The sequence below is a fragment of the Nitrosomonas aestuarii genome (assembly GCF_003046585.1).
Taxonomy (GTDB): Bacteria; Pseudomonadota; Gammaproteobacteria; order Burkholderiales; family Nitrosomonadaceae; genus Nitrosomonas; species Nitrosomonas aestuarii.
On record NZ_QAAE01000008.1, the window covers coordinates 49274 to 71487 of the forward strand.

22 protein-coding genes are annotated in these 22214 nt (G+C 44.9%); 13 read left to right on the forward strand and 9 right to left on the reverse strand.

Going from position 1 to position 22214, the window contains the following annotated elements; genetic code table 11:
• Positions 1-116 precede the first annotated feature (116 nt).
• Positions 117-1982 carry a GGDEF domain-containing protein gene (locus C8R11_RS08525; RefSeq protein WP_107795335.1) on the reverse strand — a complete coding sequence of 622 codons (1866 nt, stop codon included), beginning with the start codon at positions 1980-1982 and terminating at the stop codon, positions 117-119.
• Positions 1983-2432: 450 nt separating this feature from the next.
• Between C8R11_RS08525 and C8R11_RS08530 the strand changes: the two genes are divergently transcribed.
• Genes C8R11_RS08530 through C8R11_RS08550 form a run of 5 tightly spaced genes read left to right on the forward strand, consistent with a single transcriptional unit; the run spans position 2433 to position 5854 of the window.
• Complete coding sequence (locus C8R11_RS08530) at positions 2433-2798, forward strand: SpoIIAA family protein (RefSeq protein ID WP_107795336.1); 366 nt, start codon at positions 2433-2435, stop codon at positions 2796-2798.
• Between the two features lie 47 nt (positions 2799-2845).
• Entirely contained in the window at positions 2846-3334 is a 489-nt protein-coding gene (locus C8R11_RS08535) for a hypothetical protein (RefSeq protein WP_090702335.1), read from the forward strand.
• Positions 3331-3714, forward strand: a complete 384-nt coding sequence (locus tag C8R11_RS08540; protein ID WP_090702338.1) for a SirB2 family protein — start codon at positions 3331-3333, stop codon at positions 3712-3714. The genes C8R11_RS08535 and C8R11_RS08540 overlap by 4 nt, the downstream gene beginning before the upstream one ends.
• A gap of 21 nt (positions 3715-3735) precedes the next feature.
• Positions 3736-4290, forward strand: coding sequence for a GNAT family N-acetyltransferase (locus C8R11_RS08545; protein ID WP_107795337.1), 555 nt, complete (start codon positions 3736-3738; stop codon positions 4288-4290).
• Between the two features lie 52 nt (positions 4291-4342).
• A complete protein-coding gene (locus C8R11_RS08550) occupies positions 4343-5854 on the forward strand; it encodes a polysaccharide lyase (RefSeq protein ID WP_107795338.1) in 1512 nt (503 codons plus the stop codon).
• Between the two features lie 28 nt (positions 5855-5882).
• On the opposite strand, the gene C8R11_RS08555 is transcribed toward C8R11_RS08550, so the two are convergent.
• Positions 5883-6803, reverse strand: a complete 921-nt coding sequence (locus C8R11_RS08555; protein ID WP_107795339.1) for a LysR family transcriptional regulator — start codon at positions 6801-6803, stop codon at positions 5883-5885.
• Between the two features lie 214 nt (positions 6804-7017).
• On the opposite strand from C8R11_RS08555, the gene C8R11_RS08560 reads away from it, so the two are divergent.
• From C8R11_RS08560 to C8R11_RS08580, 5 genes are all read left to right on the forward strand, one after another.
• The gene (locus C8R11_RS08560) at positions 7018-8439 is read left to right on the forward strand and encodes a form I ribulose bisphosphate carboxylase large subunit (protein ID WP_090702347.1); all 1422 of its coding nucleotides are present in this window, start codon (positions 7018-7020) and stop codon (positions 8437-8439) included.
• 74 nt (positions 8440-8513) lie between these two features.
• Entirely contained in the window at positions 8514-8870 is a 357-nt protein-coding gene (locus tag C8R11_RS08565) for a ribulose bisphosphate carboxylase small subunit (RefSeq protein ID WP_107795340.1), read from the forward strand.
• Positions 8871-9018: 148 nt separating this feature from the next.
• On the forward strand, positions 9019-9825 hold the full coding sequence (locus tag C8R11_RS08570) for a CbbQ/NirQ/NorQ/GpvN family protein (RefSeq protein WP_107795341.1): 807 nt from the start codon (positions 9019-9021) through the stop codon (positions 9823-9825).
• Between the two features lie 57 nt (positions 9826-9882).
• Positions 9883-12210 (forward strand): nitric oxide reductase activation protein NorD, encoded by a 2328-nt coding sequence (locus C8R11_RS08575; RefSeq protein ID WP_107795342.1) that lies wholly within the window; start codon positions 9883-9885, stop codon positions 12208-12210.
• 216 nt (positions 12211-12426) lie between these two features.
• Positions 12427-13026, forward strand: coding sequence for a urate hydroxylase PuuD (locus C8R11_RS08580; protein WP_107795343.1), 600 nt, complete (start codon positions 12427-12429; stop codon positions 13024-13026).
• 591 nt (positions 13027-13617) lie between these two features.
• Here the strand turns inward: C8R11_RS08580 and C8R11_RS08585 are convergent.
• Positions 13618-13998 (reverse strand): rhodanese-like domain-containing protein, encoded by a 381-nt coding sequence (locus tag C8R11_RS08585; RefSeq protein ID WP_107795344.1) that lies wholly within the window; start codon positions 13996-13998, stop codon positions 13618-13620.
• 351 nt (positions 13999-14349) lie between these two features.
• Entirely contained in the window at positions 14350-15237 is an 888-nt protein-coding gene (locus C8R11_RS08590; RefSeq protein WP_107795345.1) for an L-type lectin family protein, read from the reverse strand.
• A gap of 831 nt (positions 15238-16068) precedes the next feature.
• On the opposite strand from C8R11_RS08590, the gene C8R11_RS08595 reads away from it, so the two are divergent.
• The 3 genes from C8R11_RS08595 (at position 16069) to C8R11_RS08605 (ending at position 19433) form a co-directional block, all read left to right on the forward strand.
• A complete protein-coding gene (locus C8R11_RS08595) occupies positions 16069-17313 on the forward strand; it encodes an MFS transporter (RefSeq protein WP_107795404.1) in 1245 nt (414 codons plus the stop codon).
• A gap of 253 nt (positions 17314-17566) precedes the next feature.
• Entirely contained in the window at positions 17567-18292 is a 726-nt protein-coding gene (locus C8R11_RS08600) for a glycosyltransferase (RefSeq protein ID WP_107795405.1), read from the forward strand.
• Positions 18293-18416: 124 nt separating this feature from the next.
• Entirely contained in the window at positions 18417-19433 is a 1017-nt protein-coding gene (locus tag C8R11_RS08605; protein WP_107795346.1) for a sodium:calcium antiporter, read from the forward strand.
• Positions 19434-19544: 111 nt separating this feature from the next.
• Here the strand turns inward: C8R11_RS08605 and C8R11_RS16155 are convergent, their stop codons facing one another.
• The 5 genes from C8R11_RS16155 to C8R11_RS08620 form a co-directional block, all read right to left on the reverse strand.
• Positions 19545-19694 carry a hypothetical protein gene (locus tag C8R11_RS16155; protein ID WP_181258208.1) on the reverse strand — a complete coding sequence of 50 codons (150 nt, stop codon included), beginning with the start codon at positions 19692-19694 and terminating at the stop codon, positions 19545-19547.
• Between the two features lie 70 nt (positions 19695-19764).
• Positions 19765-20079, reverse strand: a complete 315-nt coding sequence (locus tag C8R11_RS08610) for a BolA family protein (RefSeq protein WP_107795347.1) — start codon at positions 20077-20079, stop codon at positions 19765-19767.
• A 95-nt stretch (positions 20080-20174) separates the two neighbouring features.
• Positions 20175-20804: a class I SAM-dependent methyltransferase gene (locus C8R11_RS08615; protein WP_107795348.1), complete on the reverse strand. Its 630-nt coding sequence runs from the start codon at positions 20802-20804 to the stop codon at positions 20175-20177.
• Between the two features lie 235 nt (positions 20805-21039).
• A complete protein-coding gene (locus tag C8R11_RS16160; RefSeq protein ID WP_181258209.1) occupies positions 21040-21192 on the reverse strand; it encodes a hypothetical protein in 153 nt (50 codons plus the stop codon).
• A 131-nt stretch (positions 21193-21323) separates the two neighbouring features.
• Positions 21324-22097 (reverse strand): glutathione S-transferase C-terminal domain-containing protein, encoded by a 774-nt coding sequence (locus C8R11_RS08620; protein WP_181258210.1) that lies wholly within the window; start codon positions 22095-22097, stop codon positions 21324-21326.
• Positions 22098-22214: the final 117 nt, after the last annotated feature.

Here is a 22214-nt window from a genome sequence, read left to right on the forward strand (position 1 = left end):
ATTAAATGTGGATTAACGGACTATTGAAAATTTTTCTACGTTGTTGCTGCAGTATCGAAAACAGATCGGGATAAGGGATAATCAGACAGGAAGACAGGAATTGTATCAACTTAATTTTAAACAGCTTCCAATATTAAATTTTTTCCACCTTTTTTAGCACGATACAAAGCTTCATCGGCACGCTTGAAAATACTCTCCTGCGTTTCGCCCTGTTTACACTCAGCAACACCTGCACTGAAAGTAATAAGAATTTTTTTATGTTCATGCAAGAAAAACTTTTTGGTCAAATCTCGCTTTATTCTTGACAACACTTCAACAGCTGCTTTCATCCCGGTATTCGGCAACAAGATTACAAATTCTTCGCCACCATACCGTGCAATAACATCATCAATTCGTGTAACATTTTTTACCGCATTAACCAGATATACGAGCGCTTCATCCCCAACTTTATGACCGTGAATGTCATTCAGTACTTTGAAATTATCGATATCGAGCACTCCATAACATATGGGTAACTGCTGCCGTTGCGCACGCGACATTTCGCGCTCAAATGCCAGATCCAAACCACGGCGATTCAAAATACCCGTCAAATGATCCTCGTGTACCTTTTCGCTCATTTGCTGCAGTTCGGATTCAAGCTGCACTATTTTTTCCTGAGCGGTCTCTACTTCCGCACATGCTGCCAAGAATCCGTCCCGGTAATTTTGCGTACTTTCCTGCATCTGCCGGGTGTCTTTCATAATTTCAAGCAGCAAATGATTCAGCATACCCAAATCATCAGTTTGATTAATTTGTTCTGAATAACGTTCTATTTTGTCATGATAATCACCCGTTTCATCGGATAATTCTTCTATATTGTTGATCAGGCAGGTGACCATTTCCTTAAGCGTTGTCCTGGCATCACCCAGGTTGCGCTTAATAATGCTCTGTCTCTGGATAATCTCGTCTAAATAATTTTCAACCTCAATCATCAAACGTTTATCCAAAGGACAGATTATCGTTTCCCGCAATCTGGCGATGTGATTTTTTATCCATTCATCTTCAGACAATAATTCACTGGTGCTTACCAGTAGCTTATCCAATAAGCGCAACAAACCCCGTTGTAATCTTGCATTGTCTTCCGAACAGTATTCAAATTTTTCGAGAAGTTGTTTAAATTCTAAAGCAAACTGTTGCATTTCTTGCTTGCTTTCGATGATACGCACTTTGCGCGACAGATTTATGGCCTCGTTACTCAGAGTCTCATCGTTTAACTTTACAGATGCGACATGTTCTAAAACCTGTATCAACAGTTCGCGCAACTGAATTGTTATATCATTAACAAATGTGTAACTTTGTGGCAGCTGAGTATCTGCTGACTGCCCTTGTCCATCATATGGACCGGTTTTCACTTTTGGCAGCAATGCATCACCAGTATCTGCGACCACGATTTCAATCTCCTTGGCTGTGTCTGTCGCTAAAACATCCCATGACTCCATCAATGCGATTAATTTTTTCTGCAGTTGATATGTATCTGTTGAAAATCGGGTTAATACACGATTCAGGCCCTCACGTTTCCTGGCAATGGTCACTTTCCCATGATTGGACTCCAGTTGCTTTAAGAGCCGGACAATCGTTTCACCCCAGGAACACTCTCTATACGGGGGTTTAATATCATCTGTATTCAATCCACTATCCGATTGTGTGGCCAGTCCGGCAAGCTTCATAAATACTGATCTGTATTCATTCCAGTCGTTATTCTGCAGCGCTTCTTCGAATTTACTGGCCAGATCTCTTAATTCCTGTGTATGCCGGGGAAAATCGGATACGAAAGACGAAAGCGTGTTGGACGTGCTTACACTCATACGACTGCCAGGTTTTCCAGCGATTTCTTCGTAAACCTTGTGGTAATTATCGGGTGTTGGTGGTTGTCTTAATGAAGCCAGCTTTAGCAAAGCTTGCCGTGCAATTACCGAGGGGCCGGGGCTATCAGTTTCATTCATAATTAATCATCGACAGAATTTTTTGAGAATAAAACACATTTAGTATTTGCTGTGTGTTTACTTGTTATTCAGTTAATTAGTAAAGTGCAAAATGCGCATGAGTTTCGATCAAGTAGATACGTATACTACACGCAGGTTCGGTTTTGCATTGCATGGAATAAACGATTTTTAATCCATCAACTTGTTTTTTTGATAACCAGTTAAATAACGGCACTAAACTTGGATCTATAAAAAGTCAACTCACTCAAAAAAGTTACTATCGCTCAATCCCTTCAGTCGCTTTCACTTGATAAAAAAATAATAACCACATTATATTAATAGCTTATCCAGCTAAACAAAAAATCTACAAAAAAAATTTAGCTTACCCATGTCATGAACGCGTATTTAGCAATATTTGCACCATTTACTTTAATTACCGATAATAGTGACCTTATCTTTTAAGGTGAAATCATGATTACAATACAAAAGCAAAATAATTTGATCATAGTCGCAGTCATTGGTGAATTTACATTATCTGATTACAAGCAATTTGAAGATCAAGTCATTTATCAATCCACCTTTGAAGGCAAGGTAAATGTTGTCGTTGACTTTCGCGATATGCTGAACTACACCGTTGATGTCGCATGGGAAGACCTCAAATTCATGCATGAACACGGCAACGATTTCAGTCATGTCGCGGTGGTAACTGACGATGAGTGGCAAACCTGGAGCGCATGGATATCAAACCTGTTCACAGACGCTCAAGTTATTGTTTTTAATGATTATGAAAAGGCTGTCACATGGGCGGCATCCGGGGACATTTCACCATCCGTATAAATACGCACATGAGCTTGTTTACTTAATAAAATTATTTCAATATACGCATGGACGATTTCGCTTTTGCCAGAGTATTGCATGTATTAGGCGTGGTCTTCTGGATTGGAGGTGTTGCCATGGTTACGCTGGTGCTACTGCCAGCGTTAAAACACTGGTCATCACCTACGGAAGCCATGGTTTTTTTTACTAATTTCAGACGCCGGTTCGCTGCACAGGCCCGCTATTCCACCTTACTCGTAGGCTTGAGCGGGTTTTACATGACATACGTGCTGGATGCCTGGCACCGTTTTACACAATGGCAATATTGGTGGATGCATGCCATGGTCCTGATCTGGCTGCTTTTTACCGTAATGCTGTTTGTATTTGAACCACGGTCCAGGCGAAAGTCAAATCCGGCTTCGCCGCAAAATATTACCCTACAGACGTTTGCAAATATTCAGCATAGGCATTTAATTTTACTTATCCTGAGCTTACTCACCATTGCCGGTGCAGTAGCAGGCAGTCACGGCTGGTTAATAATCGGAGGTAGATTGTGAGCTTTGCCCTGATCAAAATGATTCATGTCAGCAGCGTCATTACCAGTTTCTTACTTTTTTTTCTGCGCGGCATCTGGTTAATGCAGAATTCACCCAAACTGCGCCAACGCTGGGTCAAAATCCTTCCACATGTCGTCGACACCATTTTACTGACCAGTGCAATAACGCTGGCTGTTAAAATTCAACAAAGCCCACTGAGCGACGCATGGTTGACTGCCAAGGTTATCGGCATATTAATCTATATCGGCTTGGGTATGATCGCCATGCGTTTCGGCAAAACGCGCAGAACACGTATCACCGCTTGGATTACCGCAGAATGTGTATTTCTTTATATCGTACTAGTGGCATTGACCAAAAGTCCTGTTCTCAATTTGTTTTAATATTTAGACAATCTGTGCAATATGGTAACGATAAGGCAGAATGCTTTTGATTTTTCCCGATTCACGCTCAAAAATGCCACGCCTGATCATTGCGACGATATCTGCAAACTGGTTAACATGACCTATCGCGGAAAATCAGGATGGACCAGAGAGACAGATATCATTAGCGGCAATCGAACGCATATCGGTGAAATAACAGCCGCCATGTCCAGGCCGAATGCACAGTTTTTCGTCGTGTATAGGGAACGACTGCTCGCCGCCTGTATTTATCTTGCCAAAGAACAACAGCATGCCTATATCGGTTTTTTTTCGGTACACCCGAATTTTCAGGGACGAGGCATCGGTAAGCATGTGCTGCAACAGGCCGAAATCATTGCAAAACAACAATTGCAAGCTAGAAAAATTGTAATGTTTGTCGTCTCCCAGCGCCACGAGCTAATTGCATTTTATCAACGCCGCGGGTATCAACGTACTGATCGCATAGAAGAATACCCCCTGCACCGCGGTATCGGCACACCCAGAGTGCATGGATTAACGATAGAATACCTGGAGAAATATATAGAAAAGCTTGTTTAACACTCTGAAGAGAGTAAGCTCTGGATTATCCAACACAAATATTTATAAAAAAATGTATCGCCTAAATATTACATTGATTTTGTTATTCCTGACCTTGAATGCACAGAGTGAGGTTTATTGGTCGCAAGGCAGCAAGGAGAACAGAGACGGCGCAAACTTCATTTTCTCTGATGCCTCCGCAAAACTTCTATGGCGCCGTCAACTTGGAGACTGGATCGACCGCAACGGCGAGCTTTACGGTAATGCGGCGTTTTCAATAACGCATGTTCAAGATCTGGATACCGCCAGAAAAGTATCATTAGACCTGACTTCTCTGGTGAAATACTGGATAAAAAACCCGGACAGTTATCATGGCGTTTATCTGAAAGAAGAGTCCGGTAAGGGAACGATTGTTTTCGAATCATCCGAGGTTAAATCCTTGGAACCACCTCATTTAACCATACAAACCTCTCAAAATGAGACCAAGACATATAAAGTGACCAGGGACACTGCCCTTTCCACTACATCACACAGATCGCTGGGACATGATGAACAGCTTCTGGTCGGGTCTAACACGCCTGCCTTAATTGCCATTGACGACAAGTTTTTAGCGTTAGATAACACCGAAATCACGCACGCCAGGCTGAATTTAACGACAACTACTAAACAATTCGGCGATACACAGATAGGTGTTTTTGCAATCGCGCCGCTGCAGGCACCTGGTGAAATAGAACGCGGTATCGCCTGGGATTATCCGGCTGACCAGAATCTGGCTGAACACCCGGATGTCATCATTGCCGAGCAGTTTAATGCACAGCGCGGTTTATTTAATTCATCTGCAAATACCGATTGGCAAAGTCATCTGGACGATACCAGTGGCTACAATAATTACCGGATTGTTGACACCGCATATGATAGCGACCGCTTCAAGCCACTTGACGGAAGCGCATTGCAAATTGAATTTAACCAAAAAACAAATTACGGATTTACCGGCCACTATCGCTTTAAAAATCTCATCGGACATGAACCGGAACAAATGTACTTCCGCTATTATTTACGTTTTGGAGATAACTGGCGCCCGACTGACGGCGGTAAATTACCCGGTTTTGCCGGTACATATAATACGGCGGGATGGGGTGGCCGCGCTGTTGATGGCTATAATGGCTGGTCTGCCCGCGGGCTCTTTTTTTTAGAGGCGTCGTCTAACTCAACATTTGAAGGTGCCATCCCGCTGGGCAATTATGTTTATCATCCGGATAGCAATACAAACTATGGTGAGAATGTATCCTGGAACAGTGCGATTAATTTGCTGCAGAAAAATCGCTGGTATGCAATTGAACAATATTTAAAGCTGAATGATCCCGACAAATCCAATGGACAATTAACGGTCTGGATCGATGGAAAAAAAGTGTTAGATAAAACAGATTTTCGCTTTCGTAAAACTGATCAGCTGAAAATTGAAAACCTGTGGTTGAATTTTTATCATGGCGGCATTGATAAGCCGAGATCAACGTTTTACCTTTATATTGACAATTTAGTTATTGCTACACGATATATCGGTCCGATGAAAATGAATCATCAGTAAAAACTAATATAACAAAAACAGCTTCTGTTCAATCATTTCTTTTGGATGCCCGCATCAACGCGGCTGCTTCCTTCAACAAAAATTCACTAAATGCATGCGCCACGGCGGACAGGCGCTTGTTTTTACGGTTAACAATATGCCAGTGGCGCAGGATTGGAAAGCCCTGAACATCGAGCATTTTCAGCCGCCCAGTCTCAAGTTCAAGCTCTGCTGTATGCTGCGACATGATTGCGAGTCCCATCCCCGCCTGCACGGCTTGTTTGATAGCTTCGGTGGTATCGGTTTCCATACCTTTATTGATGTTGATTTTATGTTCAGTAAAAAATCGTTCCATGGCATCACGTGTACCTGAGCCCATTTCGCGCACCAGAAAAATTTCCTTTGCCAGTTTTTTGACTGGGATGTTATGTTCTAGGCACAACGGATGATTGGGCGGCGCAACAACAACCAGCGGATTTTCCATAAATGATTCGCTGACGATGTCGATGTCTTCCGGGGGCAATCCCATAATCGCCAGGTCAATGGCATTTTCGGCTAATAGTTTAAGTATTGTTACTCGATTGGAAACATTCAGACTGACAGAAACACCGTTATAGCGCTGGCAAAATTTGGCCAGCAAATGTGGTGCAAAGTAATTGGCGGTGGTCACTACTGCGATATTCAACTTACCGCGCTCCATGCCTTTGAGTTCATCCAGTGCAAGTTCCAAATCAGACAAGCGCTGCAAAATATCACGGCTGTAACGATATAACTCATTTCCAGCTTCAGTTAAATAAATCTGCTTACCCATTTGTTCAAACAAAGGCAGTCCTATATTCCCTTCCAGTTGTTTTATCTGCATGGAAACAGCCGGTTGAGATAAGTAGAGCGCTTTGGCCGCACGTGAATAGCTCAAGTGGTGCGCAACTCTCTCAAATACTTTCAATTGTCGTAGCGTGAGATGCAGCATAGTTCAATTATCCAGTTCTTTATAAGTAAAAGCTTATCATAGTTATTAGAATAACTGATTTGATCTTATGGTTAAATATATTTATAGTACACGTCATGTTTCAAACGCTCATGTTTGTTACAAATCGTTACTTAATCACTGCTTAATTGTTACTTAACCTCCTCTCTTTCGTGTTGTGATATGAACTGAATCGAGTGGATCTTACTGGAGAAAAATTATGGCTAAAACATACAGCGCCGGCGTTAAGGAATACCGCCAAACTTATTGGATGCCCGAATATACCCCACTGGACACGGATATTTTGGCGTGTTTCAAAATTACACCTCAGCCAGGCGTACCTCGTGAAGAAGTAGCCGCAGCAGTAGCGGCCGAATCTTCCACTGGTACCTGGACCACAGTCTGGACTGACCTTTTGACCGATCTGGATTACTATAAAGGCCGTGCTTATCGTATTGAAGATGTGCCTGGTGATGACACCTGCTACTATGCTTTCGTAGCATACCCGATCGACCTGTTTGAAGAAGGCTCCGTAGTTAACGTGTTCACTTCTCTGGTAGGTAACGTTTTTGGTTTCAAAGCGCTACGTGCCCTGCGTCTGGAAGATGTTCGTTTTCCGATTGCTTTCGTAAAAACTTGCGGAGGCCCTCCTGCAGGTATTCAGGTGGAGCGCGATCGCTTCAATAAATATGGTCGTGCGCTGTTGGGATGCACCATCAAACCCAAACTGGGGCTCTCAGCCAAAAATTACGGTCGTGCCGTGTATGAATGTCTGCGCGGCGGCTTGGATCTGACCAAGGACGACGAAAATATTAACAGCCAGCCCTTTATGCGTTGGCGTGATCGTTTTGAATTCGTAGTGGAAGCCTGTCAAAAGGCAGAGCGTGAAACTGGTGAACGTAAAGGCCATTATCTTAATGTAACCGCACCTACACCAGAAGAAATGTACAAACGCGCCGAGTTTGCCAAGGAACTGGGCGCACCGATTATCATGCATGACTATCTGACAGGTGGTTTTACCGCCAACACAGGTTTGGCAAACTGGTGTCGGGACAATGGCATGCTGTTGCACATTCACCGCGCAATGCACGCTGTGATTGACCGTAATCCGCACCATGGTATTCACTTCCGTGTTTTAGCCAAGGCACTTCGCTTATCTGGCGGCGATCACCTGCATTCCGGAACCGTGGTTGGCAAACTTGAAGGCGATCGCGAAGCAACTTTGGGTTGGGTTGATCTCATGCGTGACAGCTTTGTCAAAGAAGACCGTGCACGCGGCATATTCTTCGATCAGGACTGGGGTTCCATGCCCGGCGTATTCCCTGTTGCTTCGGGTGGTATTCACGTATGGCATATGCCAGCACTGGTTGCAATTTTTGGTGACGATGCCTGCCTGCAGTTTGGTGGTGGCACGTTAGGTCATCCATGGGGTAACGCCGCTGGCGCCGCTGCTAATCGCGTCGCGTTGGAAGCGTGTGTGGAAGCGCGTAACAGTGGTGTACAGATCGAAAAAGAAGGCAAAGCCATTCTGACAAAAGCCGCCAAAAGCAGTCCGGAACTGAAGATTGCTATGGAAACATGGAAAGAGATCAAGTTTGAGTTTGATACTGTTGACAAACTGGACGTGGCTCATAAATAAGTAATACCAAAAAGCAAAGGTGGGGAATCAGTGCTGCTTTTTCTCCACCTGTAACTGAATTTAAGGAGTAAATAATGAGTGAAGTAATAGATTACAAATCACGTGTCAGTGACCCGTCTAGCCGTAAGTTCGAAACATTTTCTTATCTGCCTGCAATGAATGCTAAAGATATTAAGAAACAGGTAGAGTATCTAATTAGCAAAGGCTGGAATCCGGCCATTGAGCATACTGAACCTGAGTATTTGATGGATTCTTATTGGTACATGTGGAAATTGCCTATGTTTGGTGAAACCGACGTTGATCGTGTTCTGGCTGAAGCTGAAGCATGCCATAAAGCCAACCCGGACAATCATGTTCGTTTGATTGGTTACAACAATTTTAACCAATCACAAGGCACAGCCATGGTGATTTACCGCGGCAAAACCATTTAACTGCCGTCATCGGGTTTTAGCTACTACTCGAAGCCCCCTACCCCAAAAGGGCTAGGGGTTTTTTTTGACCTGTGAAACCGCTGGCAAATTGTTAAAAAATCTGGACCAGCGCTTCATAATGTAGCGTAATAAAAAACAGGAGTTTGTCATGAGCAAAATTATTGACCAGTATCACGTTAAAACAGAACCCTATTACCACTCCGTTGCAGATGAGGTGGAATTGTACGAAGCCGCTTACTCCGTACGCATGCCCATGATGCTGAAAGGTCCTACCGGATGCGGCAAAACACGTTTTGTTGAGTATATGGCGTGGAAACTCAAAAAACCCTTGATCACAGTTGCCTGTAACGAAGACATGACTGCGTCCGATCTGGTCGGCCGTTATCTCTTGGATGCCAAAGGAACCAACTGGCAGGATGGCCCGCTGGCCGTTGCCGCCCGTTATGGCGCCATCTGTTATCTCGATGAAGTCGTTGAAGCACGCCAGGACACCACTGTGGTGATTCATCCGCTCACCGATAATCGCCGCGTTTTACCACTGGAGAAAAAGGGCGAACTGATCCAGGCACACAAAGATTTTCAGATTGTTATTTCCTATAACCCAGGTTATCAGAGCTTGATGAAAGACCTCAAGCAATCCACCAAGCAACGCTTTGGCGCACTGGATTTTAATTATCCCAATCATGAAATCGAAAGTGAAATAGTCGCCCATGAAACCGGCGTATCCAAGGAAATTGCGGAAAAACTGGTATCGATCGCCGAGCGCGCACGCAATCTGAAAGGCCATGGCCTTGATGAAGGTATTTCAACCCGTATGCTGATTTATGCAGGCAGCCTGATTGTCAAAAAAGTGGACCCCCATGCCGCATGCCGTGTTGCACTAGTACGGCCCATTACGGATGATCCGGATATGCGCGACGCACTGGACGCAGCAGTGACAACATTCTTCAATTAATAATGTCTATTATGCCTTAAAGAATAATTCTTTGATTTTGTGTAAAAAGGTGTGTATATGAGTGTTAATCTGGAAGACTATCAAGAAATACTGGAAGATCTGGAACCGGAGTCGGTTGCACTGCTGGAGAATGCCTGGCATGAAGCAAGTAAAGTACTTTCACCTCGTGGACTGGACAATTATATAAAAGGCGTGTCTGCACTGCACAACTTGCGGCGGGGGCGTGGTCTGGTGGATTGCTGGATTGATGAAATTCCACAGGTTGTCAAAGAAATTGGCGAGGATATTGTCAGCGAATTAGCCACTGCGGTTCTCGCACTGGCATCAAGAACTTCGGGTTCAGTCATTGAACTGGTGCTGGCTACCGCCCCCACTGCTGCAAGACGCCTTGGTGATGCGGAACTGTTCCAAAATTATCTGCAATTTCTCAACACCTTGATTGCACAAGCACCACGTGGTATTCGTCCGATGCTCGACAAGCTGGAAGTGCTTTTCGAGCAGCTTACCCTTGGTGGACTGCGTCGCTGGGCCATGTGGGGTGCACATGCGCATCGTACCGACTACGAAGAACAGGTCAGATATTTTTCCCTGGTATCCAAGGAATCCCTGGCTATTCTACAAAAAGAACGTAAAGGCACGCTCTTTGTCGATGTGCAACGCCGCATAAACATGTACTTGCGCGCACTCTGGGCGCGCGACTTTTTCATGAAACCGACTTCCGGCGATTTTGAAACGCGCGAGGGCTATAGGCCTTTTATCGAGAATTATTTCATACACTTGCCAGATGCTTTTGACAATTTTGGCGATGTGTCGGCAACAGAAGTCTACCGTGCCGCCGCGGCCCATGCTGCCGCCCACCTCGTTGAAACGAAACAACCAATATCCGCCGAAAGTTTGAACCCCTTGCAAATGGCAGTGATTTCAGTCATTGAGGACGCGCGTATTGAGTCCCTGTCCATCCGTCGTTTTCCCGGACTACAAAAGACCTGGTCGGTATTGCATACTGCCACCTCGGACATGAATGTCAGCATAGGTGATTATCTCAACCGTTTGGCGCGCGCGTTGCTTGATCCGGAATATAAAGATAAAGACAAATGGATAGCAGAAGGTCGCCGTCTGTTTAAAGCCGCACAAGACAAACTTGAGAGCCATCAGATTTCATGGGACATCGGTGTACAGCTCGCGCATAGTTTGCTTGACAAAAAACTGCCGTTTAATCCTCGCACCGACACGATAACCGCGCCCTACCGCGATGATAATCGCTACTTCTGGGAGTTTGCGGAATTTGATTTCGACGAATCGATCAGCGCTGGTTACGAAACGGTTAAACAAGTGCGCAAATATGTCAACGTGATGGAATTCGCCAACGAAGTAGAAGTTGAAACCGCCGGTGACGACGCGCAGGAAATATGGGTCATGGGCACTGAGTTTTTCCCCTATGAAGACGCGGGTGTGTCTTATAACGAAATGGAAGGCAAGGAGCCCGTATCGGCACCCTTTCACTATTCGGAATGGGATTACCAGATCCAGCTCGAACGTCCGGATTGGGCTACAGTACAGGAAAAACGTGCCAAAATGGGCGACATGCAGTGTATCGACGAAATCGCCACGCAATACAAACGCGAGATCACTCGCATGAAATTTTTGCTCGATGCCATGCAGCCACAAGGCACACGCCGCATCCGAAAACTTGAAGATGGCGACGATATCGACATCAATGCAGCGATCCGCTCAATGATCGATATCCGCATGGGCATCCAGCCCGACCCCAGAATCATGATGCGTTCCGTCCGCAAAATACGCGACATCTCGGTATTGGTGCTGCTTGATCTATCCGAATCCACCAACGAGAAAGTCACCGGACAGGAATACACCGTGCTGGAACTGACCCGCCAGTCAACCGTGCTGCTGGCCAATGCTATCGATAAAATCGGTGATCCGTTCGCCATTCACGGCTTCTGTTCTGATGGCCGGCATGATGTCGAATACTACCGCTATAAAGACTTTGAACAACCCTACGACGAAATACCCAAGGCCAAACTGGCAGGTATGACGGGACAACTCTCCACTCGCATGGGTGCGGCCATTCGCCACGCCAGTCATTACCTGAAACAACAGAAATCATCCAAAAAACTGCTGCTCGTCATCACCGACGGCGAACCCGCCGACATCGACGTGCGCGATCCGCAGTATCTGCGTTTCGACACCAAAAAAGCCGTTGAAGAGGCCGCCCGCTCAGGTGTCATCACCTATTGTATGAGCCTCGACCCGCGTGCGGATCAATACGTATCACGGATTTTTGGCGAGCGCAATTACCTTGTCGTCGATCATGTGGAAAGATTGCCGGAGAAACTGCCGGCGTTGTATGCGGGACTGACGCGATAAATAATTGTAATATATTCTGTCTGCTATGGCGGATTGCGCGAGCTTATCTGTCTTTTTCTGGGCTTTTTAGCTTCGTTCAATTCACAGTTCAATCGACACTGAGCTTTTTGATTGATCGATACTGACACCGTTAATTTCCACAAAACATGCTATTTGTTATATGCTCAGATTACCTATCTTTAGCACCTAAAAATAATACTCGTACAGGGGATAACTATGAATCCATTATTATCAATCAAAGGCACAATTGCCATTGGTTTTATTCTTGCATTTGCTGTTGCTTTCGGGTTGGGTAATGGCCTGGCCGGATTAAATGCAACGGTCTGGTTACATGTTTTAGCAGGTGTTTGTTGGATTGGCCTGCTTTATTACTTTAATTTTGTTCAAGTCCCTGGAGTCGGAGCTGCATTAGCGAACCCTGACGGCCCGCAACCTGCTGCAATTAATAAATACATCGCACCAAGAGCCCTTTTATGGTTCCGTATGGCAGCAGCAGTCACCTGGTTAACCGGTATGATCGCATTGGCTCAAATCGGTGGCGGTGTGCAAGGCATTATCAACGCATTCACGCTGACAAACGGCATGGCTGTCATAGGCTTAGGCTCCTGGTTAGGCACCATCATGTTATTTAACGTTTGGGTACTGATCTGGCCCAACCAAAAGAAAATTCTTGGTCTTGATGGCAAAGAATATAGCGCTGATGTCATTGCAAACGCAAAAAAGACAGCACTTCTAGCATCACGTACCAACACCGCTTTATCGGTTCCAATGTTACTCTGCATGGTTGGATATGGCCATGGGTTAGTGTTTTATTGAAACTCGTAAGGGGAGCGATAATTTGTATTTGCTCCCTTTTTCCTGCGAGGAAGCCGGATTAATAGCGTCATGATTAGACTCAATCGACCCCTCTGACTGCGGCGCGAGCTTATCCGTCTATCGGGCATATCGAGTTGACTTAGGGCAGCTAATGGGTAACCACTTATTAGGTTAAATTGATTAAAAGAATCACAACTCACATAACGCATTAAAGTATTTAATATGCCTGTTATTTCTATCTATTTATCCTAAACTCACGGTTCTTGCGTAATCCAAAAAGAAGCGACAAGAGCCCTACTAGGTTGATCGGCTTAAATGGAACTTGTCCTGACAAACCAATCACTTCCATCTTTGGCTTAGACCACAGTGTTGCTGCTGTACCCCATAAAGCTTGTTGAATTTTCTGGGTTAATTCGCGTTTTGTCCGGTAATCTCCCCCTTATTAACCGTAGTTAGTAGAGGTTAATGAGCTAAAAACAAAGGTAACAGTTCTTGCAATACAACAAATGAAAAACTTCCGAATCATGCCTAAGTCCATTACGTTTGGTGCTCAGAAAAATCGCAACATCCGATGTTTGCATTTGATTAGCGCTAATCCGAATGGTCATTTTCAATCGGATATCCCGCCTCTCGCCAGGCTTTAATGCCGCCATCCATCGACAATACATTGGCGTAACCCATTTGCTGCAGTGCATCCGCGGCTAAGGCAGAACGAAAGCCGCCACCGCAATACAATATAATGAGTTCCTGTCTACCGGGTATCGCTATTTCAATATCACGCTCGATAATGCCTTTTCCCAGATGACGGGCACCTGCGGCATAACCGGACTGGTATTCGTGATCTTCACGCACATCGATAAAATGAAACTGATCACCCTGAGCTATCCGGGCATGCACATCAGCTGCAGTGCATTCTTTGATTCGCTGTTTTGCAGCATCTACCAATTTAAGAAAACCCGAATTATGCTGCATTATTTCCTCCTGATAATTAAAATTATAACGGATGAATAGTGTCGTTCAAATAAATATGTTCTCGAAAGTCTGACCGATTGAAGCCAATAAACCATATCATATTGTGACAAACCCGTCAGGCAGCATTGCAATGCTCGTATCACAGAAAATTATAAATTTTACCAATAAAATAACCTGAAAATTAGAAGCAATGGAGCACCATCATTTTTTTATGCATCGCATCCTTTAGAACCGCTCGTTTTTTCAAACTACGCGCCAACAATATGCCTTATCTTTTTTATCGATCTTATGAAAAAATAAAAACGGCGACCAATGGCCGCCGTAAAGATGCAGAAACTTGATAGTCGATTGTTAAAGTGTTATCCAGGCCTTGCGACGACTCAACCCGAACCCTAGCAGGGCAATTGAAAAAAGCGCAAAAATGCCAGGTTCTGATATCGTGCCACCTGGATTGCCAGGATCTGTAATTGGATTAAACTGTCCATCAAAAACCCAACGCCGGATATCATGATCCGCGCCAGCATAACCCGTACCCGAAGTAAAACCGATAAAAGCATTGGTTGTACCTAACAAACCAACCAAATCAACGGCATGACTCATCAAAGCAGTCGCAGGCCGGATATCATCGAGCGCAAGACGCACTTCAAGTAAGTCGGTTAGTCCATTATAGTCAACCCAGGCGTGAAAAATCGTCCCGCTATCCAGCAGCGCAGGCAGGATGTCTGCACGCACAACGGAATTCATATTGCCATTAATATTAATGCCTGCATGATTCCCATTATTGCCATCACCACCGCCATTGTTCCAGTTATCGAATTCAATGCCAATGCTGGGTGTAAGCCCTTGATAACCTATACCGCCACCTGCACCACCGGCGGTATTGGCGACTGTTTGAATCGCAAAAACAATCCCATCTGCACCGCCATTTTGTTGATCCTTAAACTGAAACTCGAAGAAACTACTGAATGATGCATCTGAAGCCAGTGAAAATGGATTTGTCAAAAAAGCGCTGCCCGATTGACCTACATTATTTGTCAAACGAAGAACACGACCATCTCCCGGGTTGGGACCCATTACACCTTGCGCGCCGGTATTTATGCCGCCTGTGACACCGTTCAGTGTAAAGCCGGAAAGATCATTAAAATTCTGAAAGTTGACTAATACCGCCTGTACCGGCACAGCTATAATCATCGACACGGCAAAAACCAGCAGTGTGCTTGAAATTCTTATTTTTTGCATATAAATTCTCCCTGATTAATCGGATTGGCTCTAAAACCCAGCGCAAGCAGAGTGTGCCCTTTTGAAATTCAAACTCATGTGGCTGCAGTAATGAAATAGTTGTAAGGTAGTAACGACACATCACTCCATTTAGTTCACTTTTTTTCAGATTTCAGTGTAAGACTGGGCAATAAAAATACCACCATTGAAAGATTTCAATTATTTATATAAATCAGTTTGTTATTATTTATTGTCTAAAAACTTGTTTTTCTCATGTGTAATAGTTTCCGACATCCACAGGACACAGACGATCGCGTTCCGACAGAGACAAAAAATGATCCCGCAGTTTTCACGCATGAAAACATTGCACTTATCCTATAGAATGTATTGCGTGATATAGCCCATTGCCCGGTTGTCTTGCACGCTCACGGACCAACACATTTACGCATCCAGTTTCACAAATTCTTGATTCCACAAAAATACCTATACAGAAGCACCATGAATCGCTCGCTTTTCATGAGTAAATTATGTAGAAACCTTTTCAATTTTGTTTTTCCCTTAATCGCATTACAGGTTTCTGCTTGCTCGCATAAAGCGAATCCAGAACACATCAAAAAGTCATCCGCTATAAACACAAGACTGCTTTTTAGTGATAAAAATGAAGTTACACTGGTCACCGATGGTGGAAAAAATATTCGGAAGCCATTCTTTCCACAACAGAAGTTAAATCACTCTCCCAAACAGTCTGTTATTTGAACCTGTTTATAAATAAGGATTTATTATTTGGAAAACAAACCGCAATCCCAAAATTTCACCGAAGGTGTAAGTCGGCGCGAGGTCTTGTCATGGGCAATGTTTGATTTCGCCAACTCGGGCTACACTACGGTGGTCATCACCGCCATCTTTAACGCCTATTTTGTTGCCGTCGTAGCAGGTAATGAAGACTGGGGGACGTTTGCATGGACAGCCTCATTAGCCGCGTCCTATATGCTCATCATTTTGACCGCACCGGCTTTGGGTGCATACGCGGATGCTTACGCGATGAAGAAGCCGCTGCTATTCATGACCACTATCGGTTGTATTGTGTTCACGGCACTGCTTTTCTTTATCGGTCCCGGAGATTTATGGCTGGCGGTAACACTGATCATTCTGACGAATTTTTTCTTTGGAACCGGTGAAAACCTGATTGCGGCATTTCTGCCGGAACTGGCAAAAAGCCAATCACTTGGTAAGGTATCCGGCTGGGGATGGGGGCTGGGTTACCTGGGTGGTTTAGTCAGTCTGGGTTGTTCTCTCGCTTATGTGACCTGGGCACAGGACCAAGGCTATGAAGCCAGTCAATACATTCCGGTCACCATGTTAATCACCGCGGCCATTTTTGCCATCGCCAGCACCCCGACTTTTCTCTATCTCAAAGAACGGGCACAACCACAGCCGCATCTTTCCGGCCGCCGGATTATACGTGAAAGTTTTTCACGATTACGTGATACGCTCAAACATGTGCGCCATTATCAGGATTTAATGCGCTTTCTGCTTTGCCTGGTTTTTTATCAAGCCGGTATCCAGACGGTGATTGCTCTGGCGGCGATTTATGCGCAGCAGGCAATGGGGTTTGATACGCAAGAAACCATGTTGCTGGTTTTGCTGGTCAATATCACTGCGGCACTGGGCGCTTTCACATTCGGTCATATTCAGGATAAGCTGGGACATCTGACGACTATTGCACTTACCCTCGTTGGCTGGATGATAATGATTTTGTTGGCATGGTATGCAGATGATCGTGCAATGTTCTGGCTGGCCGCCAACATAGCGGGTTTATGTCTCGGCGCTTCCCAGTCTGCCGGACGCGCGCTCGTCGGCTTATTCAGTCCGGCTTCCCGTCGCGCTGAATTTTTCGGGCTGTGGGGATTGGCTGTCAAGCTCTCTTCCATTCTGGGTCCACTCACTTACGGATGGGTCAGTTGGGTTTCACGCGGCGACCATCGTCTTGCAATGCTGATAACCGGCAGTTATTTTATTATCGGCTTACTGATTTTAGTACGTATCGATGTATCGAGAGGGCGGCAAGCGGCATTGCATGAACCAACAGACATTTAGCCTGTTCGGTGTTCTGAGCCAGATGCCCGATAAACTGCGGTTGCTCTCGCCAATAGAACGTGTTTAACGGTAACCATAAAATGGTGATCACGAGGCAATGCCGTTTCATTGAAGCAATTCCGTTTTTTTGAATGCTTTGTTTTTATTTTTGTCTGACTGTTACGGTACAATTTATCAGTCCGCACATTCAATTCTGCATAGCCGGATTATTTTTCGGGATAATAAAGTTTCTCAATTAAAAAAATTTTTATTCATGCTTCTTTCTATCATCATTCCTGCTTTCAATGAAGCCCATTTAATTAGACAATGTCTCGACTCTATTTCTGCCTCACTGAACGCCAATCAACGAGCAGATTTTACATCCGAAGTCATCGTCGTGGACAACAATTCAACCGATGAAACCGCCAAACTGGCGCGGCAATCCGGCGCACATGTGGTATTCGAACCAATTAATCAAATCGGTCGCGCGCGTAACACTGGTGCTGCCGCCGCGACGGGTGACTGGTTCCTGTTTGTCGATGCGGATAGTCTGCTGAATCCCGGCATGATCGCTGATATTCTGCAACTGATCGATTCCGGTAAATATGTCGGTTGCGGCAGCGTAATGCAAATGCCAAATTCACCATGGTGGGGCACGGCAATTTTAAAAATCTGGACCGTCGTTTCCGAAACATTCCGCTGGGCATCAGGTGCACTGGTGGTTTGCCGTGCGGATGCATTTCGAGCGGTCGGTGGATTCAATCAGAATTTATACGCTGCCGACGAAATTGATCTAAGCCATTTATTAAAAAAATGGGGCCGCAAACGTGGCCTTAAATTCACCATCCTGACACGGCACCCATTGATCACGTCTGCACGCAAGCTTGAATTGTATTCAGGACGTGAAATGGCCAGTCAATTTTTTCAAGTTCTTTTAAGCCCACGCAAAGCATTACAAAACAAAAAGAAATTGCCTGTCTGGTACGATGGGCGGCGCTGATAATCAATCAATTAGCAAGCAATGCTGTCAGTCCATATCAAGCTTGTAATCACGGTCATCTATAATTTTGACAAGCTGTTTAGATATTCAATTAAAACCTTTGACTAAACTTAATTCACACCCCATGTTATTGACCATACTGCTCATCTGGCTCAAGTTCCTAGCCTGCGCTGTTTTAATAGGCATCGCAGGTACAAAACTTACCCGTTATGCAGACATCATCGCTGATAAAACAGGGCTCTCAGGCAGCTGGATCGGTCTTATTCTTTTATCTACGGTAACGTCCCTGCCTGAATTAATCACCGGTATCAGTGCATTAACCCTGGCCGATGTGCCCGATATCGCTGCTGGCAGCATTATGGGCAGCTGTGTTTTCAATCTAGTCATTCTGGTGATACTGGATTACCTGCTGCGTGGCCAATCCATTTATCACCGCGCCAGTTTAAATCATGTACTCTCTGCCGCATTTGGTGTCGTATTGATCGCTTTTGCCGGACTCAGCATACTATTGTCCAGTCTGTCTTCCTTCATGAATTTTACTTTTATCGGTGCTTATACGCCGATTATTATCCTGTGCTATCTGGTGGCCATGCGTGCATTATTCGTCCATGAGCACTCCCGAGTCGAACAGTCTGTCAAGCGAATCGCCAGCCGTTACCCGGACATTACATTAACCCGGGCATACACAGGTTACCTGCTGGCATCACTGGTCGTGGTCATGGCCGGTATTTATCTGCCTTTTGCAAGCACGCAGCTGGCCGAGGTAATGGGGTGGAACAATACCTTTGTCGGCACGCTGTTTGTCGCTATCGCCACATCACTGCCCGAACTCGCTGTAACAATCGCCGCTGTACGCATTAACGCGCTGGACATGGCGCTTGCCAATTTATTAGGGAGCAACCTGTTTAACATTGCTATTCTAGCCATCAATGATGTCATTTTTTTGAAGGGAGCGCTTTTTTCCTATATCTCGCCGATACATGCCGTTTCAGCCTTTTCAGCTGCTGTAATGACAGGGATTGTTATGATTGGCCTGATTTATCGCCCCAGATCGCAGGTATTTATGAATATCGGCTGGGTCAGTCTGAGTCTGTTGATGCTTTATCTGTTTAACACCTATGTACTTTACATACATCATTGATCGATAGGCCGCCTTCCCTTTACAATTTTGAAAGTGTTGGCATTGTCACGGATAGCGGCAACAATTTGAATGGTTTATCGGGAACATTAAAGAGTCTGTTCGCCACCGTCATTACTTCATGCAGCGTATGTGCAGGTTCACATCGGTGGGCATGAACTGAAAAAACGTAACCACCAGGAGTGCCAATTGGTTTATTTCGGTCTGGTCCAGACCAAGATATTTGCCGAGTGCCAGATCAACCGGATCTTTTTGCCAAAGCAATTCCCGGCTCATCTTCTAACAAAATTGTATTTGCCGTTTGCGTGCAAATAGGGGAACCGCTGATTCAAAGTTACGTGGTTCTTGAACCACCAAGACATGGCGGAGATTCGTTTTTTTTTCCACTCTTTTCAAACCACTCTTCACGAGTCATTGTGTGCAGTACAAGCGCATGAATAGAACCAGCAATTTCAGCAGCCAGAATTTTATTGACCATACGGTGACGTGCTATAAGCATTTTGCCATCAAACTCGTCGGAAACGACAGTCACTCTGAAATGAGATTCAGATCCTTTGGGTACATTATGTAAATGACTTTCATTTACCACATCCAGAAACTGTGGCTGCAGTGACTGAAGTTTGGCTTCAATAGAATTTTTAATAGTCATAATATAATCATTTTAGTAAAATCTATAATATTTTTTCATTTTTTCTTCTGCTTTGACACAACCGGTACAGATAATTTCCTGTGGCCCTTTCGTTTTTACTGTTGATGGCCAACAACCGCATTTCTGTACATGAATACCGTAAAATCATCTTCCAAATAATCACTGATGCATTCAACCTGTGACGATAGCGTATGACAAAATGTTAAAATTGAATCACAATCATGACCTATCAGCAATTTATGTCGTGGAAAATGATTTTTGTCCAGCATATTAAACGCCAGTGCAACACGTGCGCTGTGATACAGTTTGCATATCATGTCTGCATAAAATTGTTCTTTATTGCAGCGGTAATTCAATACACCACTGGCGAATACATAATCAACGTGCGGTAGTCGCGCGGTACTGAAATCGGTTTGATAAAACGCTGTGCATAAAAACCCGTTATACCGTGCCTTGGCTTCCGCAATAAACTCCGGCTGTTGATCAATGCCGATATAGTCATAATCGGTGTAATGCAGGTCAAGATAGGCTTTCAAATCACCGTAACCACAACCGACATCCAGTATACTAGCGCCGTTTAAATTGCCTACCCTGGCCAAAACTGCATAGCGTATCTGTTGACTTTCTGCATTGCGCCAGCCCAATGACTCAACTGTACCGTGCCGATACCGCCCGATCCGATATCGGTGATAGTGCATCACAGTAGCTTTTTCGATTAAATCCATAGGTTAATCTTATGGGAAAATCCAATATACGATAACCGCTTTTTATTTGGGCCGGGCAGGCCTCCTACGCTTTGCCTATTGTTTCCGGTTGAAAATGTCTGATCAGACAGCCGCTAATTGCTCTAAATTCTCTACACCGCCCAACAACCCCGTCAGTATCACTGGTTCATTCGAGACATTAGCCAGAATCCTGCTCCGCCAAAATTTTAGCTTTAAGATCGTCCCCTATGTTCATTTATTGATATGAACTGGGCGCATCATTCGGTTTAATACCTGTCATACGTTCAAGTAGATTTGGAAACCGATATAAACCCACATCCAGTCCTGATTGCGGCACCATGATATTGACAAAATAATCATTACCCGACGCTTTCAATCTTTTTGTCAACTCATTATGAAATTGGTTCAAAAGATCAACGAGAACCGCATTGAAAGGGTCAAAAGGTCACAGGGTCTACCCTACCCTCATATTTTTTTTGTCTTGAATCGCCTGCCTCGAAAAGGTGTTTCAGCAACCGCTTACGACCCTGCATTACTGGGTTTCTTGCGATGAAGGTCGTACATGCGCTGTGCAAATATTCCGGCGGGTCGCTGACGCAGTTCTAATATGACAGTTTGCATGTCCACCGGCACCGCTTCCAATTCGGGCATGTGTCCGGCATATCCACTTGCTAAAATAATCGGTGCTGCTGATGCTGCAAAGGTTAGATCAGCCAGGGTGAATTGTTCACCCAGCAGGTAGGGCCTGCCATCTGAGAGTGCTGCTTCAACACGGTCAAATCCCGCGCTTACTGTCTTGATACCTTTGGCAGCATTGGCTTCGCTCAGACCCAGGCTGGTAATCAATGCAAACTTGATCAGCGGGTATAACACCTGGGCTAATGGTGGCTCAACCCCGGGGGTCCCGGTCGTAAAACTTGGCCATATTAATTGTTTGTGTTTGAGTAGATTCCAATACATATAATGCACCGTGCCTGACCGCATTGTTTTATGGTAATAATTTGTTTCAGCCAATACGCGTTGTCCAAGTTCACCATCGGGTATCAGCCGACGCTCGGTTGGTGCCAGCGGATCAAAATGGGCAGTTATTTCGGCCTCGGTTTTATATCGATCAGATCCGTCTACGACCACGGGACGATCACTATTGGACGCTCTGTGCCAGGCAAGGGCCAGTACGTGGAAGATGGGTACATGCATACTTTCACGATATGCCATACCCCAATATTCAAAACACCAGCGACATACATCGGTACTGACAGCTGGCGCCAGGTTTACGAGTAAAGGTGCTTTCATCTTGTCACTCCTCATGAGATTAATTTTGTCTTGAGCGTCTGAATGCGATGACTGAATTTTGCGAAATGCTATGCGCTTAATTGCTTATGATGGAATCAACGTGGAATTCTTGAAGCA